The organism is Enterobacter sp. P82 (assembly GCF_037053385.1).
Classification (GTDB): Bacteria; Pseudomonadota; Gammaproteobacteria; order Enterobacterales; family Enterobacteriaceae; genus Enterobacter.
Genome location: NZ_JBALHX010000006.1, coordinates 15664 through 31921 on the forward strand (window position 1 = coordinate 15664; position 16258 = coordinate 31921).

A 16258-nucleotide genomic window follows, 5' to 3' on the forward strand; every position below is an offset into this window, starting at 1 on the left:
TTATTGATTCTTTTTCGGTTTTTATTTCACCGCCTCGTTGTCGATATAGTCACTAAAACATTCAGCAAAAGGAACTGTCTTGTGAAACGTCGATTGGGTGCTCTGGTACTTGCTGGCCTGCTGCTGGCAGGGTGCGATCAAAGTGGCAGCGATGCCAAACACATTAAAGTGGGCGTCATCAACGGCGCTGAACAGGATGTGGCGGAAGTCGCCAAAAAGGTGGCGAAAGAGAAATATGGCCTGGATGTCGAGCTGGTGGGCTTCAGCGGCTCGCTGTTGCCAAACGATGCCACCAACCAGGGGGAACTGGACGCCAACGTCTTCCAGCATCGCCCATTCCTTGAAGAAGATAACAAGGCGCACGGCTACAAACTGGTCGCCGTGGCGAACACCTTTGTTTTCCCGATGGCCGGGTATTCCCGCAAGATCAAATCCGTGTCTGATCTGAAAGATGGCGCGACCATTGCTATTCCGAACGACCCAACCAACCTCGGCCGCGCGCTGTTGCTGCTGCAAAAAGAGAAGCTGATTACCCTCAAGCCAGACGTTGGCCTGCTGCCGACGGCGCTGGATATCACGGCAAATCCCAAAAACCTGAAAATTATGGAGCTGGAAGGGGCGCAACTGCCGCGCGTACTGGATGATCCGAAAGTCGATGTCGCCATCATCAGCACCACTTATCTCCAGCAAACCGGGCTGTCGCCAGTGCATGATGGCGTATTTATCGAAGACAAAGATTCGCCATACGTGAACATTGTGGTGACGCGTGAAGACAACAAAGACGCAGAGAACGTGAAGGAGTTTATTCAGTCGTATCAGTCACCTGAGGTGGCGAAAGCGGCGGAGACTATCTTTAACGGCGGCGCAGTGCCTGGCTGGTAAGCACGCTGGCGGGGAAACCCGCCTTTTCCTATTGGCCCGATTCCATCGATCATTGCCCTTTAGCCCACATCGCAAAACTGCCCCTCTGGCTATTCTCCTTATCACACTAACCGGAGGATAACCCATGAACATCACCCAAATTCGCAATGCCACTCAACTGATTACCTACGCCGGAAAACGTTTTTTAATCGACCCGATGCTGGCACCAAAAGGCGCGTATCCCGGTTTTCCGGGCACGGCGCGTGCAGACATTCGCAACCCGATGGTCGACCTGCCCGTTGACGTAAAAACGCTGCTGGATGCCGATGCGGTGATTGTCACCCACACCCATGACGATCACTGGGATCAAACGGCCATTGAGCTGATCGCCAAAGACAAACCTGTCTACGTGCAAAACGACAGTGACGCTGCACTGCTGCGCAGCCAGGGGTTTAGCAACCTGACGGTGATGACAGAAGAGACACGTTTTGGCGATATCCGTATCGCGAAAACCCACGGCGGCCAGCACGGTACCGATCGTGCTTATGCGGTACCAGAGCTGGCAGAGCGTCTGGGTGAAGCCTGCGGTGTGGTGTTGCGTCATCCTGATGAGAAGACGCTGTACATTGCAGGCGATACCATCTGGCGCGAAGAGGTGGCGGCCGATCTGCAAAAACACCAGCCGGATGTGGTGGTACTTAATGCTGGTTACGCGCATGTGCTGGGTTTCGGGCCGATTATTATGGGCGAGCAGGATGTTCTGAACGTTCATTTCCTGCTGCCGCAGGCACAGATTGTGGCGGTCCATATGGAGGCGATCAACCACTGCCTGTTAACCCGCCACGCACTGCGTGAGTACGCCGAAGCCAACCAGTTCAGTGATGCGCTGAGCATTCCACAGGATGGCGAAAGCGTTATATTCTGAGTGTTTAAAGGGGAAAGGAGAGACAAATGCCACCAGTAAACGTCGCGATTGTTGCAGTGGACGGGTTTAGCCCGTTCCACTACTCCGTTCCCTGTATTTTGTTTGGTGATACGGTATCTGGTGAAAAGCGCTTTAATGTCACGATCTGCGCCGAACAACCGGGATTACTGACCTCCAGAGACGGCTTTGCGCTCAATGCCGCGCAGGATTATTCCGCAATTGCGCAGGCCGATATCGTGGTGGTGCCTTACTGGCAGCACGTTCTGGAACGCCCGCCGCAGATCCTGCTCGATAGCCTGGTGCAGGCAAGAGACAACGGTGCGCAAATGGTCGGGCTGTGCCTGGGTTCGTTTGTGCTGGGTTACGCGGGGATTCTTGATGGCAAGCGCGCGGCCACGCACTGGGAGTTTGAGCACCAGTTCCAGTCGCTTTTCCCGAACGTCCAGTTGGATATCAACGCCCTCTACGTGGATGACGACAATATCATTACTTCAGCGGGCACCGCCGCTGCGCTGGATTGCTGTTTGTATATTATCCGCCAGCGCTTTGGCAGCGTGGTCGCGAACCAGATTGCCCGGCGGATGATTGTTCCCCCGCACCGTGAGGGCGGACAGGCGCAGTTTATTGCCCAGCCTGTACCAAAAGATACCCGCGATGCGCGGATTAACTGTCTGATTGATTATCTTCAGCAGCACATTAACGAGCCGCATAATCTGGACTCGCTGGCAGAGGTGGTTTCCATGAGCCGCCGCACCCTGACTCGCCATTTTATTAACGCTACGGGGATGAGCGTTGCCGACTGGCTAACTGCGGAACGGTTGCGACGCAGTCAGATATTACTGGAAGCCGGAAATATACCGATTGAACGCGTGGCAGAACAGGTGGGATTTGTGTCGGCGGTGACGTATCGCCAGCAGTTTAAAGCGCGTTTTGGGGTCAGCCCGGCGGAATGGCGCAAAACCTTCCGAATTCAGCCATCGTCAGCTAAAAATAATTCTGTCTCGATGGAATAAATGGCGCGGGAGACCTTTTATGCCTCAGGATTAAAAACGATCCTGACGAACGCGCATTACACCCCCTAACCTGATTTTTTTGCTGTTTAATTCTGATGTATCAGACTGGTTACAAGACGCATCTCTTCCGGTTAAGATATTCCACGTTACTTTCCAGAAGAAAAGGTAGTGGCATGACCAATATTGAAACGCAGTTACTTGAAGCAGGTTTCACCGTAAAAGAAATAGCGTATCTGAACCGAAACATTAACCGTTATGGTTCATCTCTGCTTGAGGTCGTGCTTGACTTAGGTAAGCGATTTATCATGGTTCTGTGTATTACTGCTGCTGTGGCTCTGATTTTCCTGGCGCTTCTTTTTTTCGCTGAGCAGTACAACATTGTTTCCGGGGGCATTTCTCTATTCATCGTATTGATGATTGTCTGGTTTTTTCAACCCCCGCTCATTACCTATAAAGCCTGGCGTTACAGGAAGAAATACATTAGTTCTGGCCAGACGCATTAGATATTAAATCAAATGAGACTTTTGCAGAGACACCCCAACCGACAATTTTCATGGTGAGCACTGCGCGATTCATTCCATCGACCTTGCGGTAGAAATCCAGCGGGAGATAGCGAAATAGACGCCATGATTCGGGTTTTCGTATTGCACCAAATACCGTATAGACACTTGCTGCCAGGCTTACGCTATTGAATATCCCCAGAGCTGATTCACGTTTGAACCCCATAAACTGAGCGATATCCATTACGCCATCGGCCAGCATACCGTCGGAGTTTGGTTGGTGTTGTAGCGTTCTGTTAATTTCTTTTGAAATGGCATTTGCACCATCCATAACCAGAATCGCTCCGGCAAGTACACCCACGGGATTCATTGTCATCATTGCACCAACACCTGCAACAATCTGTAACCCTGAAAGCACAACCTTAATCGACGAGATAACGTAACCGACGACCTTGTTATTTTCTTTAACCAGTTCAATCTGAGCAAATAGCTGGGCGGTACGAGAGCGAATCATTCTACTTTGGTCAAGAAGACTTTCATTCTCAGCTCGGATGTTTTTCAGGCACACCATACACTCTTCTTCAGTTTTGGCCGCCCGGGTTGCGCTAAATTGTTGCATTACAAATTGCCGGATATCGTCCATAAATTTAATGCGTGCGAGTCCGTCGCTGAGATGCTGCCCACCAACCATATTCGCAGTATTGATAAGCCTCCGCGCTTCGAGGTTAATCATTGTTTCAGCCCATGCTCGGGCATTTTGACCAGGGAAAAGTGCAATATCCATTTTGATTTTCTCATCTGATAACCAACACTTACAGATTATCCTGCCAGCATTAACTGGCAACCATAAATTGAAAATTGTATTGCGAACTGAACGTGCCGAAGATACATCACTGCAGAAAGTAATCTGTGGTTATCCCGCCCGCACGGCGGGATTTTTATGCGTCACACGGTGTTACTGAACAATCACACGGCCGTTCAGCGGCTGAAGTGGACGGTTGTTGCTGTGCTCAAGCGCCTGCTTAAACATCTCCAGCTGCTTTTCTGACAAGGTCACGGTGTTTTTCATCACCAGCCAGCGCAGCCCTTCGGTGCACGGTGGGGTGGTCAGCGAACCGCTGAAGCGATAGTAGTGCAGGTCAGCCGGGAACAACGGACGAAGATCGAGGCGTTTATCAATCGACACTTCATGGTCCTTTTCCTTCGGAAGGTGTGCCAGCAGTGGAGTCAACGCGCTGTTCTCAGGGCCTACCTCAAACATAACGGCGAGCACCGCGATATCGCCCTCTTTGCTGGCATGAACAAAATGCGCTTCCAGCGGGAAGGATTTACCGTTGATCCGGTTTTCGCTCGGAGTGTGGAAATGGTACTGGCGCAGGATGAAGGTTTGGTCATCCAGGCGGAACTCATCTTCATCGCTGGCGGTCACCTGCAGGGTGTGACCATTGTTAATCATCTTTTCGGCGGCAGTATGGAAGTTCAGTTCCAGCGGCGGCAGCGCGGCATCAAAGGGCCGACGGATATCAATCGGCGATTGAAATTTCCCGGTCTTGCAGGTGACAAACTCGTCGCTGAGTTCCCCCCAGTTATTCGGACCGGCCTTACCTTCATATGTCCAGTGCGGGGGCGTTCCAGCAAAGACAGAGGCAGAAAGGGCGAGCAGGGATGCGGTCAGAATGATTTTCATGATGTGTCTCCAGGAATAATAAATGCGCATTAAGATATTGATGGCATTGTACTCTTTCCTATAAGACCCGTCCTGATGTGTGGTTATTTAAGGCAAGGAAGATGAGAGAATAAAATCTACCCCAGCCGCTCCACCTTTGTCTCCCCCTCTACCATCTTTAGCTGATACAGCGAAAACGACCTCTGTTTCTCAATCAAATTCGCCAGCTCCGGCGAGTGGCTGGTGAGCCAGATCTGCGAGTAGCGGCTGGCTTCGGCGATTAAGCTCGCCAGTGCGGGCAGCATCTGTGGGTGCAGGCTGTTTTCCGGTTCGTTCAACGCGATAAACGCTGGCGGTCGCGGGCTTAATAGCGCCACCGCCAGGCACAGGAAACGCAGGGTGCCGTCGGAAAACTCCGCCGGTTCCAGCGGCCTGCTCAGACCTTCCCGCTGCATCATCATGCGGAAACGCCCGCTGGTGTTGTCGCTGTAAAACACGCAGCCAGGAAATGCCTGGTCGAGAATACGCATCAGCAACAGTTCGTCGCCAATCTCGACGATGGTCTGAAACGCTGCGGCCAGATTTGAGCCATCGCTGGCGAGCACCGGGGAGCGGAAACCGACCTGTGGAGCCCGCATCGCCGATCCGGATGAGACGGAAAACTCGTGATAAAAACGCCAGTTACGCAGGGATTCGCGCATCTGCGACACTTCCGGGTAAAGATGCGGTTCGCCGAGCTGTCCGAATACCGATTCGTTCTCATACAGCGTGCCGCTGTAGGTCACTTTTTCGTGATGCACGTTGTTCAGAAACACGGCCTGATTCTTGCGCTTCATCAGCTGTGACGACGGACGACGGTGCTGGCCGCTGAGCCAGATGGACTCTTCTTTGATCACCGGGTCGAGCTGAAACTGCGACGGATAAGGCAGCTTTTCGACAAAACCCACCTGCAATTCGTATTCGTAGGTTTCGGTTTCTACCGCCAGGTTCATGCGCCGCAACTGGTCGCTGCGGGTTTTCCCTGCCCAGAACACTTTCAAAATCCCACCTTCATTCGCCAGCGCCTGGGAAAACTGCCCCTGTGCCGCGCTGTGCATCAGGTAAATCGCCTTATAGATATTCGATTTCCCGGTGCCGTTTGGGCCGAAGACAATGTTGAGCTGTTCCAGCTCCAGTGACGTATCGCGAATTGAGCGGTAGTTTTGAATGTGCAGGGTGTTAATCACAGGCTGGCCCCTTTTGCAGAATAAGCCTGTATATAATCACAGTCTTTGAGATGAAATGCAAAAAAGAGACGACAGTGAGGGTGTCGTCTAAACGGGGTACTGCTTTGGGCCTCTATAGGTCACGGGGCCTTCGCATTTTTATCATCACGTTACTGCCAGACGCAGACCCAAATCATCAGGATAGGGATCAAAGTAGTTTTGCGTCATCAGATACTGGTCAGGGTATTCGGCCAGGTAGTGTTTGAGCAGCGTAATCGGGGCGAGGATAGGCAACTGTCCGTTGCGATAGTGCAGGATCACATCGCGCAGCTCGCCACGCTGGCGGCTGTTCAGCTGGTTACGGAAATATCCCTGAATATGCATCAGCACGTTGGTGTGATTTTTCCGCGAGGCGGGTTTTTTCAGGATCGTCATCAGCTTTTCCCGGTACGCCACGAAGAAGGCGTCCAGGTCTTCCCACTCGTGCAGCGACGCAACGAACGGGCCGATTTCGCGATAACCCGCCTGATGGTGCGCCAGCAGCTGGAGCTTATAGCGGCTGTGGAAATCCAGCAATGCGCGGCGCGTCAGGCCGTTGGCTCGCAGGGTGTTCAGCTCATGCAGGGCAAAAACACGTTCGACGAAGTTTTCCCGCAGAACCGGATCGTGCAGGCGCCCGTCTTCTTCCACGGGCAGCCACGGCCAGGTTTCAAGAAGGGCGGCGGTGAACAGCCCGACACCCTCCTTGCGGCCCCGGTTGCCGTTTTCGTCATACAGCCGCACGCGTTCCATGCCGCAGCTTGGGGATTTTGCGCAGACAATGAATCCCGCCAGATCGCCGATTTTCGGTAGATAATCCGCCGCAAAGTCGACCATTTTCTGCGTGAGGTTTTCGTGAGGGGGCTTGCTGAAACGCAGTTGCGTTTCGCCGTTCTCTGTCAGCGTTAAACGAATGGCAGGGCGTGGAGTAGGCAGGCCAATCGCCATTTCAGGACATACAGGCCTGAAACTGACCCACTGTGCCAGCTCGTCCATGACAAAACCCATACGTTTATGCCCACCGTCAAAGCGAACGGCGGAACCGGTCAAACATCCGCTAATGCCCAGCACAGGTTTTTTTGTCATGGTGAACACCTCCAGATCCAATACTTAAAACTTACACAATATTGATTATTTGTCCAAGTTTTGGTGAAGGTGTTTTGTATTGATATTGAATTTAAATGGATTTTATTTGAGGGTGATGACCTCAATGGAGACGTGCTGCTGCCACTGTTCAAGCTGTTTTTTGCCTGCGGCGGTGAGTTTACCGCTGGTCACCAGAAGCCATTTACGATCCGGGAATATTTCAGGTGCCAGTGCGGCCGGAGGCGAGGGCAGAATGTCGATCCGGTGGCCCTGGCCGGTGCGTGTTAAGGCTTCGAGCCAGATCTCGCAAGCGTCGTTCAGATGCCAGCCACTGAGCAGAATATTATCGCCCGGCGCTTTTTTATCACCTTCGAGGCAGAATGAGGTATAGGCGATGATGATGCCATCGAGGATCGCGCGCAGGGTCATTGCAGCGGCAACGTTAGCGGAGACCTGGCTACGCAAGGGGCGCAGTACGTTCGTGACCAGTTCTGGCCTCGGGTATTCGCGTCCGGCGTCGTAAATCATCTGGCGCAGGGACTCGATTTTGCCTTCCTGCAGGCGTTGCAGCATGTTCTGTTGCAGAGTTTGCCAGTTATTGGTTCGGCCCGGTGTCGGGCGTTCCAGCAGGGGTTTGACCTGGCCAATCGGGACGCCTTTTTTTACCCAGTCGAGGATTTTTAGCGCCTGCTGGACGTCTTCATCGCTGTACTGGCGGTGACCGCCATCCGTGCGCTGTGGTTTGAGTAAACCATAGCGACGCTGCCACGCACGCAACGTGGTAGCGGTGATGCCGCTGAGTCTGGCGAATTCGCCGATGGAGTAAGCCATGCTCGTGTCCAGAGTGGAGGAATATTCTCAATATACTACGAATTTTCCCGGACGGGATGAAGCGCCGAAAAGTGTGCCGTTTAGGTTCTGGGATTGCTCCGTGGGTGTGGGTGAAGCAGTGAAGATCGTGCTTTTTTCGTAGGGTATTACTGGCCTGCCTGGATAGACTTTTGTTATCAACGTAACGGGAGACAACGAGATGAACTGGCAGCCTTTTCGCGGCGATGCGCCGGAAAATATGACGATTTTCAGTGCGTCATTTCCCGATGTCAGCGACCAGTGGCCGATGAAAGACGATGCTGTCCGTGAGATCACCACGCTTGACCAGGCGCTGAAAGCCGAGCCAGCGCTCCGGCCTCCGCTGATTGAATACGAAGAAGGCGGACAGGCCGTGCTTGTCCCTCAAAACCGTTATTCCGAACAGGCTTTTCGTAACCGCCCGGCGCTTACCGCGTGGCGAACCCGGCTGGTGCCCTCCGCGCTGGCGCTGTTTGTGGTGCAAAACCCGCTGGAAGACCGCCTGCCTGACGGAACAAAGATGGACAGCGACAGCCGCCAGTGGTTTATCCACGCTAACGATGCGGTTGGCGTGCGCTCCCGTGCCAGAGTTCTGGCCGCGCTGGTGGAAAAGTACATTCATAACGAAAGTGAGAATAACTGGGTTAGCCTGGCGAGTGGGGCCGCTATTCCGGTGCTTGAGGCGCTGCGCGAGGCAAAGCTCGACGGTCAGCAGGTTTATCTCACGCTGGTGGACAAAGACCCCGTGGCGCTCAGCTGGGCCGAAACCATGGCGGCACAGGAAGGTATTGTTGTGGGCGAACAGCTGACCCTGCTCAGACGCAACTTGTTGCACACGCTGGTGCGTAACGAGGACTTACTACTGGAGCTGGGCGAGCAGCAGGCCGAGCTTGTCGATGCGCTGGGGATTTTCGAATACTTCAATGATGCCGATGCGGTGATTTTTCTTCAGCGCGCGCTGCGGATGGTAAAGCCCGGCGGAGCGGTGATTGTCTCGAACATGTTGACCAGCAGCCCGCAAATTGACTTTGTGCTGCGGGGTATCGGCTGGGAGGATATTCACCCGAGGTCGTTACAGCAGTTGCAGGATATCCACCTCGCGGCGGGCGTGCCGGTGGAAAACGTCACCGTGGTGGTGCCGAAGGACGGGGTGTACGCGGTGATGGAGATTAGGGTTTAGCACGGTCGGTTCCCTCTCCCTTTGGGTGAGGGTTAGGGTGAGGGGGAAAAGAGCGCAAGGAGTGACTTGAATTAACGTCCTAAACCACACATGATCCCCCCATGAAAATAGAAACCGCACTCCCCACACACTTCGAACGTCTGGTCGCGATCTGGGAATCTTCCGTTCGCGCCACACACCACTTTTTACAGGAAAGCGATATTGCGGCGCTGCGCCCGTTATTGCTCAATGCGTATTTACCTAACCTCAAGGTTGTGATTGCTGAAGATCACACAGGCGTTATTCACGGCTTTTTAGGCGTTGATGAAAATCGCATTGAAATGTTGTTTGTTGATGATGCGAGCCGGGGGAAGGGCATCGGGAAATTGCTGCTGCAATACGCCATCGCAGAGTTTGGCGTGAATGAAGTGGATGTTAATGAACAAAACCCGCTGGGGGTGGAATTTTATCGCCATATGGGGTTTGAGCAGGTCGGGCGCTCGGAACTGGACGGACAGGGGAATCCGTTTCCGTTGTTGCATATGCGGTTGGTTAAGTGAATATTCACTTAACGCAGAAATCACATTTGTTAGATATGAAATGCAACGCGTTTTCCTGTGGGAAGTTCAACGTCGATACAAAGTTTCCCACCCATTGCCTCAATGTAGCGCTTAAGTGTGGCAATTTTTAGTTCATTTCCACGTTGCTCTATCTGAGTTACTGCGGGCTGGCTTACCCCCATAAGCTCGGCAACATTTTTTTGCGAAAGCCTGAGCTCTTCACGTAAAAGTTGCAGACCCGTTTCGAGGATCATTTCCTCTGCCATTTCTTTAATTCGTTGTTGGCTATCCGGTGAACGTGACGCAATCACTTCATTTAAGGTTTTCACTTGGTTGCCTCCAGGCTTGTCAGATGAAGGGAAAATTCGGTATCTGCGATGCGAATCATTTTTTCATAAAAGGTTTTGTCGTTACTCTTATCGCCCGCGCAAAGCACAATGGCCTGACGTACAGGATCAAATGCGAAGAAAGCACGAACAGGACGACCAGCATATTGAATACGTAATTCTTTCATATGTTTATACTGTGAGCCTTTAACCGTATCTGCATAAGGACGAGGAAGACGTGGCCCATAGTGTTGCAGATTTAGCAGGTCTGCCAGTACCTTATCCTGTAATCCTTCTTCCTGTTCAAACAACCACTGCTCGAATACCTTTCCGAACCGAACCGTCCACATGCTTTCGTCCATGATAAGCTGTAGCTTATAAAAAGAATATAAGCTGTAGTTAATAAATGCAATGGCTGTCATCGACAGCCAGGCTGTTAGTGGCAGGAGTATGACAAAAAGGGGATTTCAAACGGATCGTGCAATTAAGAAATTGCGAGGCGTTTTCCAGCGTTTTTCATTCATGCCGGAGAGTAAAGCTGCCGTTTGTCCATAAATAACCTTTTTACCCACTATTACTGGAAGGTCTGGGTGGCCCTTGGTGGAACTGGACGGCTCGAGGAGGACGGTACCCGACGTCGAGTATTGCTTCGAGGTTGTGGTGATCTATCTCTCTGAAATCTGCTGTTTTTCTTCAGGTGAACTATCCGGAATTTCCGGATAGTTGAATGTTACTCAATTTTGCCTGCCGGAGACTGGATGACATCTTTGTCTGTAATGCCACCTCCATATTCTCAGCGTTAAGCTCGGCGGTGTGTATTCACTTTTGCGAGGCGCTTTCCAGGATGCTGAGTTTGGATCGCTGCGAGGGCGTCCTCTATCTCAACGAGCTTTGCTTTCGTCCGTTTATAATCATCCTGCAACCTCTGCTCCTGCTCGTTATACGCCACCAGAACGATGCAACCCTTCATCACCTTTACCGTGACCTGATGTCCGGTATCAAACCCCGCCGTGCGCAGCCACTTGCCGGACAGAATGATATTGGGCGTGGATTTGTCGAAAACATTCGGGCGGTATCCCACAATTAACGAACGCTCGGTTCCGGATTGGTCGGTGTCTGGGGTAGAATGCGAATCAGCCATAATCAACTCCTTGATAGTTGGTGAGGTTAGACGCTCCGTTTGTGTTCCCGCACATCGGGGCGTTGCTAGTACAGGAGGTTTAGGTGGCCTCCTATATGTATCAGAGTAGATGGATAGGTGGCCTCATGTCAATCATATCGCGCGAAAAAAAACCAAAAGGTGGCGGGCAGTCACCGCAGTTTAAAATGCGTATTGATCCGGCATTGAAGGAACAACTGGATGCTGTGGCGGCTGAAGAAGGGGTGAGTCTCGCCAGTTGGTTGAAGGAGCTGGCGAGGGAGGCTTTGCGATTAAGGAAAATTGAACCTAAGGGTTAATATTATGAATATAGGATTCAGCCATGCCTAAAGAAATGAATCGATATGGTACCGTTAAAGTAATATCTGGAAAATTTAAAGGACGTATTGGTTATTACGATGATGATGATTCTCTTTTTCCAGAAAACTATGAATGGGATGAAGAAAATGATGATGAAAAAATAGAAGGTGTAATCCATGTCGCTATAGTATATTTTGGTCATTTTTCTCTAGCGACTGAGCATTATGATATCTCTTATGATGATTTAGAATATGCATCAATGCACGATTTAGTAATTCGTAAAACTGAGCTTACTAAACTATGCTCCCCATACAATAAAATATCTTATAAGAAATTGTGCAGTTATTTTTCAGAATTACATTACATTGAAACTACTCTTCTGGATCAAATTGTGGAGCAGCGATATATGAGTAAACCTAGCGGGGCAAAAATTTTCATCTCTCATTCATCATTGGATAAACCATTTGCAAAGATGTTATGTATGGACCTTGAAGCAAATGGATATGTTCCTTGGTTGGATGAATGGGACATAAAAGTAGGGGAAAGCATTCCCGAACGAATCTCTGACGGATTAGAAGAAGCTGATTTTGTAATTGTTATCCTTTCAGAAAATGCTGTTTCATCAAAATGGGTAGAAAGAGAATGGCAAACAAAATATTGGAATGAAATTCAACATGATCGTATTCATGTACTTCCTTTGCTTTTAAAGGATTGCAAAATACCTGAATTATTAAAAACAAAAAAATACGCGGATTTTAGAAAGGATTTCAATACTGGATTACGGGACCTGTTAGCAGCACTCGCAACTTTGTATAAAAAGAAATGAAACTTTTGGCGGAAGATCACAGGAGTCAATGTTGAGTTGTAACTTCATGTTTTATATTGTTATTTTTACTGTACTATGATGTTTTTATACGCATTGCTATACACATGTGCTGTGGCACAGTGTATAGCAATTTAACTCCGGCTCAATCCAGCTTGGTCACTACTTCATTCATTGTATAGTGCACAAATTGCTTTCCTAGTTCGGTCAGTACATAAGATTTTGTGTTCTCGAAAGCAGACTCAAGCGTTGATGTGCCACGCTTGGCTTGCGGGGCATGTCTTTGTTTTAAGAACTGACCATCTTCTGTGGTATTACGTGCTTGCCTAATCACTCCACCTGTTGACAGATCTCTAATTAACATTTTGTAGAGATCAGCCTCAGCCGAATCTTCGCGCGGAATTATTTCATGCAATTCCATCCATATTTCATAACGGGTTACGCCTGGATTTTGATAAATAATTCTGATGACTTGAAAATGCACTTCGTGATAAATATTAAGCCAATCTATAAATAAACGAATAATATCATCAGAACATATTTTAGAACTGACAGCATTAGTTATCATATTAGAGACTAGCTGTCTTTTTTCTTGTGTATCAGCATCATTCCATACACGAAAACTTTTGCGGACTAAATCAAGATACTCCTCAGACTCAAGTCTTTCATTGATATCCTCGCCTAGTTGTTCAAATCTCTTTGCTATAACATTTAAAGTTGAATTTAAATTTTCTAGTTTTTTATGATGTTCTTCAAGCCACTTTGTTTGTAATGAGTTTAATTTTATATTGCCTTCTTCGCTTTTAAAATTTGCAATAGCACCTAAAAAACCTCCAATCCAAGGTATGCTCCCTAATGCTGCAAGAGCGAACTGTTCTGCTAATCTTTTTTTATTAGAAGGATTTAAACTATCTATTTCATTTCTAAAGTCAATAATATCGAAATTATCATCATCCATCTGAATGATTCCTTATATGTTGCATGATAATACTTAAAATATATGCTTGTTTAACATAAGGATGAATCGATTTTTGAGATTTCTATCAAGGATTAACATTTTAGTTACTATGGGCACGCAGTACTTTCCATTTAAGCGCTAGTTTCGACTATAACTACAAAAAAGTTTTTTTGCATTTAACTGTTCACACTGTTCACCTTGCCATTTTTCTTTTTAATATCATAGCGATAAGTGATGAATAGTTGGTGAAGAGTGAACAGTCGACTCTTCACCTTTGTGATTTTTGATCGTCTGGATGAGTCCGGTCAGGTGATGCGCGGGGGGATAAAAAAATTTTTTTGGGTTTGACTGTTCACACTGTCCACCTCTGGTTTTTTATTAATAATTTCATGGTGATACAGGGTGAATATACGGTGAAGGGTGAACAGTGGATTGTTCACCCTATGAAAATGGCCAGAAAGGAAAAGACCGGCTGTTGCCGGTCTGGAGTTGGTTATGTCGCTGCAGGGTCATCGCATTTCGGCAGCCAGTCGCCGTAGCTTTCTTCTTTCAGCGACAGGTTAGTTTGTATCCCCTGCTTTGTGTGCCGCTTTTCATAATTCAGGCCGTACTCTTTCAGCATCATAGGCAGCCCCAGCCCGAACATTTTCAGGCTGAGCACGTTTCTGTACCCGTTGGCCTCCATATAGGCCAGATACGCGTGATAGAGATATTTACGGTAATTACGCGGGACGATGCTGGCATTACCCATAAACATCCCGTTGGTCTGCGGCAGCATTTCCAGATAGCCGCAAAAATCAAACGTCGGGTCAGCGTCACGCTTGATGCTGAGCGCCTCGTCGGAGTTCTGCTGCGACTGGAGCAGTGCGCGCGCGGCCATCGGGTCGCTGAATTTCTGCATAAGCTGGCGCACAATAACGGCCAGCTCGCGTGCAATTTTATCCCTGAGCTGCGGGTCGCGTTCTTCCGGTGCAATCTGCTCCGGGAAATGAATAATCACCCGTCGACGGGAGACGCCTCCGCTGCGGTCGGTGAAGCGCATCGGATTATTGTTCACAGCCAGAATCACCGCCGGAATATGTGTTGAGTACGGGTTCTGGTATTTCGGGTCAACTGAAACTGCATCGCCGCCGGTGATGGCCTTGAGTCCTGCACCGTCACCGCTCCATTTTTCCTGGTCAGGCAGACGTATCAGCGAGAAGCCAATCAGGGATGCACGCTTGCGCGGGTCTTCCAGCGTGTCGATGTCGGCCGACGTGGCGTTATCCTCCCCGGCGAGCAGGGTCGCTATTTCGGCGAGAATACTTTTCCCGCTCCCGCCGGGACCGGTGACTTCGAGAAAGAGCTGCCAGTCGTAACGGTTCGCCAGCACCATAAACAGCGCGGCCAGAATTACGTCGCGTTTTTCTGGTCTGCTACCGGCAGCACGGTCGAGCCAGCGCCAGAAGTTCGGCGCGTGAGTCTCCAGCATTTCGCCTTCCACCGGCGGGGTAAAATCCACGTCGCACAGCGTACGCAGCCAGTGCGATTTATGATGTGGACTGAACAGGCCGCTTTGGGTATCGAGTACCCCGTTGCGAAAGCCAATCAGACGGCGTGCCGGTGCGGCCTGCTGAGGAATAATCAGCTTCAGCGTCTCCACCACTGAGGTGATTCTCCCCGACGAGAACGGGGCGCGCAGGCGCTGGAAAAGCCCGGCTACGTCGCGTTCGAAACTGGACGGCTGAACGACTTTCCATATCCCTGCTTCATAACGGGACAGGAGCTGGCCGTTCGCATCCACCGCCAGCGCTTCGCCGTAATGCTCATGCACCCGCCAGGCCTTGTCGCTGGCGCTCATGGCGGTAAATTCCGCCTCGCTCATGATGTCGAACGGACTTTGCGCCGGTGGCCGGATGGCGTCATATATCGCTTTTCGCGTGGCCTCCCCGCCGTGCTGCATAAACGTATCATTCCAGTCACCGAACACCGGAGGCAGGGCAACAACGCCCTCACAGGCGTCTGCGGCCGCAGCGGCTTTACTCTGACCATCGCCGCTCAGGTCACGGTCGGCGGCGAGGACAATCTGACAGGCCGGGTGTTTCTGACGGACAAGGCTCGCCAGAGAAAGGAGGTTCACGGACGACAGCGCCACCATGACGGTTTCACCGGTCAGGTGATGCACGGTGAGCGCGGTCGCATAGCCCTCTGCAATCCACAGGCGTTTTCCGGCCTGTTTTTTCCCTTCGATGGTGTGGCACGCTCCTTTTACCGCCCCGCCTTTCAGGGTGCGTTTGAGACCCTCAGAATTGATAAGCTGAAGGTTAACCAGCGTACCGGAATCGTCATACAGCGGGACGACCACATCACCGGCGCGGAACGTCACGCCGCCGGTTTTATGCATGGACGTCAGTACCGGACATTCCCGGTCGGGGAAGCCCTTGCGGGTGAGGTAGGCGTTGCCGGTTTCCGGTCGGGTTTTCTCCATGAGCCTGACGGCCAGCGCGGCCGCCGCTTTACGGTCAGCATCGGTTTCAGCTTCTGCGGCCACAATCACCTCCGGGGCAACCGGCGGCAGGTTGCCGGTCACGGCGTTCACCTTCCCGGCAGCCTCTGATGCGTTCACGCCGAACACCTTTTCGACCAGCTTAAGCCCGTCACCCGCACCGCACTGGTTACAGAACCACGTTCCGCGCCCCTCTTTATCGTCAAAGCGGAAACGGTCAGAGCCACCGCATACCGGACAGGCCTGATGGCGGTTTTTAATGACCTTCACACCCAGCGCCGGGAGAATGTGCGGCCAGTGGCCGCACGCCTGTTTTACGGTTTCCGTTACGTTCATTTTCATCT

The 16258-nt window shown here is 50.8% G+C and carries 18 protein-coding genes; 8 read left to right on the forward strand and 10 right to left on the reverse strand.

The window, feature by feature from the left end; translation table 11 throughout:
- Window positions 1-81: 81 nt before the first annotated feature.
- From nlpA to WB237_RS19995, 4 genes are all read left to right on the forward strand, one after another.
- The gene (gene nlpA / locus WB237_RS19980; protein WP_336215740.1) at window positions 82-882 is read left to right on the forward strand and encodes a lipoprotein NlpA; all 801 of its coding nucleotides are present in this window, start codon (window positions 82-84) and stop codon (window positions 880-882) included.
- 124 nt (window positions 883-1006) lie between these two features.
- A complete protein-coding gene (locus WB237_RS19985) occupies window positions 1007-1786 on the forward strand; it encodes an MBL fold metallo-hydrolase (protein WP_336215742.1) in 780 nt (259 codons plus the stop codon).
- 26 nt (window positions 1787-1812) lie between these two features.
- Complete coding sequence (locus WB237_RS19990) at window positions 1813-2799, forward strand: GlxA family transcriptional regulator (protein ID WP_336215745.1); 987 nt, start codon at window positions 1813-1815, stop codon at window positions 2797-2799.
- A gap of 173 nt (window positions 2800-2972) precedes the next feature.
- Entirely contained in the window at window positions 2973-3302 is a 330-nt protein-coding gene (locus WB237_RS19995) for a hypothetical protein (protein ID WP_336215747.1), read from the forward strand.
- Here WB237_RS19995 and WB237_RS20000 read toward each other — a convergent pair.
- From WB237_RS20000 to WB237_RS20020, 5 genes are all read right to left on the reverse strand, one after another.
- Window positions 3280-4083, reverse strand: a complete 804-nt coding sequence (locus tag WB237_RS20000; RefSeq protein ID WP_336215749.1) for a DUF4225 domain-containing protein — start codon at window positions 4081-4083, stop codon at window positions 3280-3282. The two genes, WB237_RS19995 and WB237_RS20000, sit on opposite strands and share 23 nt — an antisense overlap.
- A gap of 171 nt (window positions 4084-4254) precedes the next feature.
- Window positions 4255-4986 (reverse strand): carbonic anhydrase, encoded by a 732-nt coding sequence (locus tag WB237_RS20005; RefSeq protein ID WP_336215751.1) that lies wholly within the window; start codon window positions 4984-4986, stop codon window positions 4255-4257.
- 116 nt (window positions 4987-5102) lie between these two features.
- Complete coding sequence (locus tag WB237_RS20010; protein WP_336215753.1) at window positions 5103-6191, reverse strand: AAA family ATPase; 1089 nt, start codon at window positions 6189-6191, stop codon at window positions 5103-5105.
- Window positions 6192-6335: 144 nt separating this feature from the next.
- Window positions 6336-7295, reverse strand: a complete 960-nt coding sequence (locus tag WB237_RS20015; protein ID WP_336215755.1) for a YbgA family protein — start codon at window positions 7293-7295, stop codon at window positions 6336-6338.
- 102 nt (window positions 7296-7397) lie between these two features.
- Window positions 7398-8126, reverse strand: coding sequence for a MerR family transcriptional regulator (locus tag WB237_RS20020; RefSeq protein ID WP_336215757.1), 729 nt, complete (start codon window positions 8124-8126; stop codon window positions 7398-7400).
- Window positions 8127-8325: 199 nt separating this feature from the next.
- Here WB237_RS20020 and WB237_RS20025 point away from each other — a divergent pair, with 199 nt between their 5' ends.
- Window positions 8326-9324, forward strand: coding sequence for a class I SAM-dependent methyltransferase (locus WB237_RS20025; RefSeq protein WP_336215762.1), 999 nt, complete (start codon window positions 8326-8328; stop codon window positions 9322-9324).
- A 101-nt stretch (window positions 9325-9425) separates the two neighbouring features.
- Window positions 9426-9863, forward strand: a complete 438-nt coding sequence (locus WB237_RS20030) for a GNAT family N-acetyltransferase (protein WP_336215766.1) — start codon at window positions 9426-9428, stop codon at window positions 9861-9863.
- A 29-nt stretch (window positions 9864-9892) separates the two neighbouring features.
- On the opposite strand, the gene WB237_RS20035 is transcribed toward WB237_RS20030, so the two are convergent.
- The 3 genes from WB237_RS20035 to WB237_RS20045 all read right to left on the reverse strand — a co-directional run bounded on the left by WB237_RS20035 (window position 9893) and on the right by WB237_RS20045 (window position 11330).
- Window positions 9893-10192, reverse strand: coding sequence for a helix-turn-helix domain-containing protein (locus WB237_RS20035; protein WP_128348879.1), 300 nt, complete (start codon window positions 10190-10192; stop codon window positions 9893-9895).
- Window positions 10189-10539 carry a type II toxin-antitoxin system RelE/ParE family toxin gene (locus WB237_RS20040; RefSeq protein WP_336215987.1) on the reverse strand — a complete coding sequence of 117 codons (351 nt, stop codon included), beginning with the start codon at window positions 10537-10539 and terminating at the stop codon, window positions 10189-10191. The genes WB237_RS20035 and WB237_RS20040 overlap by 4 nt, the downstream gene beginning before the upstream one ends.
- A 449-nt stretch (window positions 10540-10988) precedes the next feature.
- Window positions 10989-11330 (reverse strand): SymE family type I addiction module toxin, encoded by a 342-nt coding sequence (locus WB237_RS20045; protein WP_336215769.1) that lies wholly within the window; start codon window positions 11328-11330, stop codon window positions 10989-10991.
- A 125-nt stretch (window positions 11331-11455) separates the two neighbouring features.
- On the opposite strand from WB237_RS20045, the gene WB237_RS20050 reads away from it, so the two are divergent.
- Window positions 11456-11647 carry a toxin-antitoxin system HicB family antitoxin gene (locus WB237_RS20050; protein ID WP_032649915.1) on the forward strand — a complete coding sequence of 64 codons (192 nt, stop codon included), beginning with the start codon at window positions 11456-11458 and terminating at the stop codon, window positions 11645-11647.
- Window positions 11648-11670: 23 nt separating this feature from the next.
- Complete coding sequence (locus WB237_RS20055) at window positions 11671-12474, forward strand: toll/interleukin-1 receptor domain-containing protein (RefSeq protein WP_336215773.1); 804 nt, start codon at window positions 11671-11673, stop codon at window positions 12472-12474.
- 142 nt (window positions 12475-12616) lie between these two features.
- Here the strand turns inward: WB237_RS20055 and WB237_RS20060 are convergent, their stop codons facing one another.
- Both WB237_RS20060 and WB237_RS20065 read right to left on the reverse strand, forming a co-directional pair.
- Window positions 12617-13429, reverse strand: a complete 813-nt coding sequence (locus tag WB237_RS20060; protein WP_003844494.1) for a hypothetical protein — start codon at window positions 13427-13429, stop codon at window positions 12617-12619.
- Window positions 13430-13922: 493 nt separating this feature from the next.
- Window positions 13923-16256: a primase-helicase zinc-binding domain-containing protein gene (locus tag WB237_RS20065; protein WP_336215780.1), complete on the reverse strand. Its 2334-nt coding sequence runs from the start codon at window positions 16254-16256 to the stop codon at window positions 13923-13925.
- Between the last annotated feature and the right edge of the window lie 2 nt (window positions 16257-16258).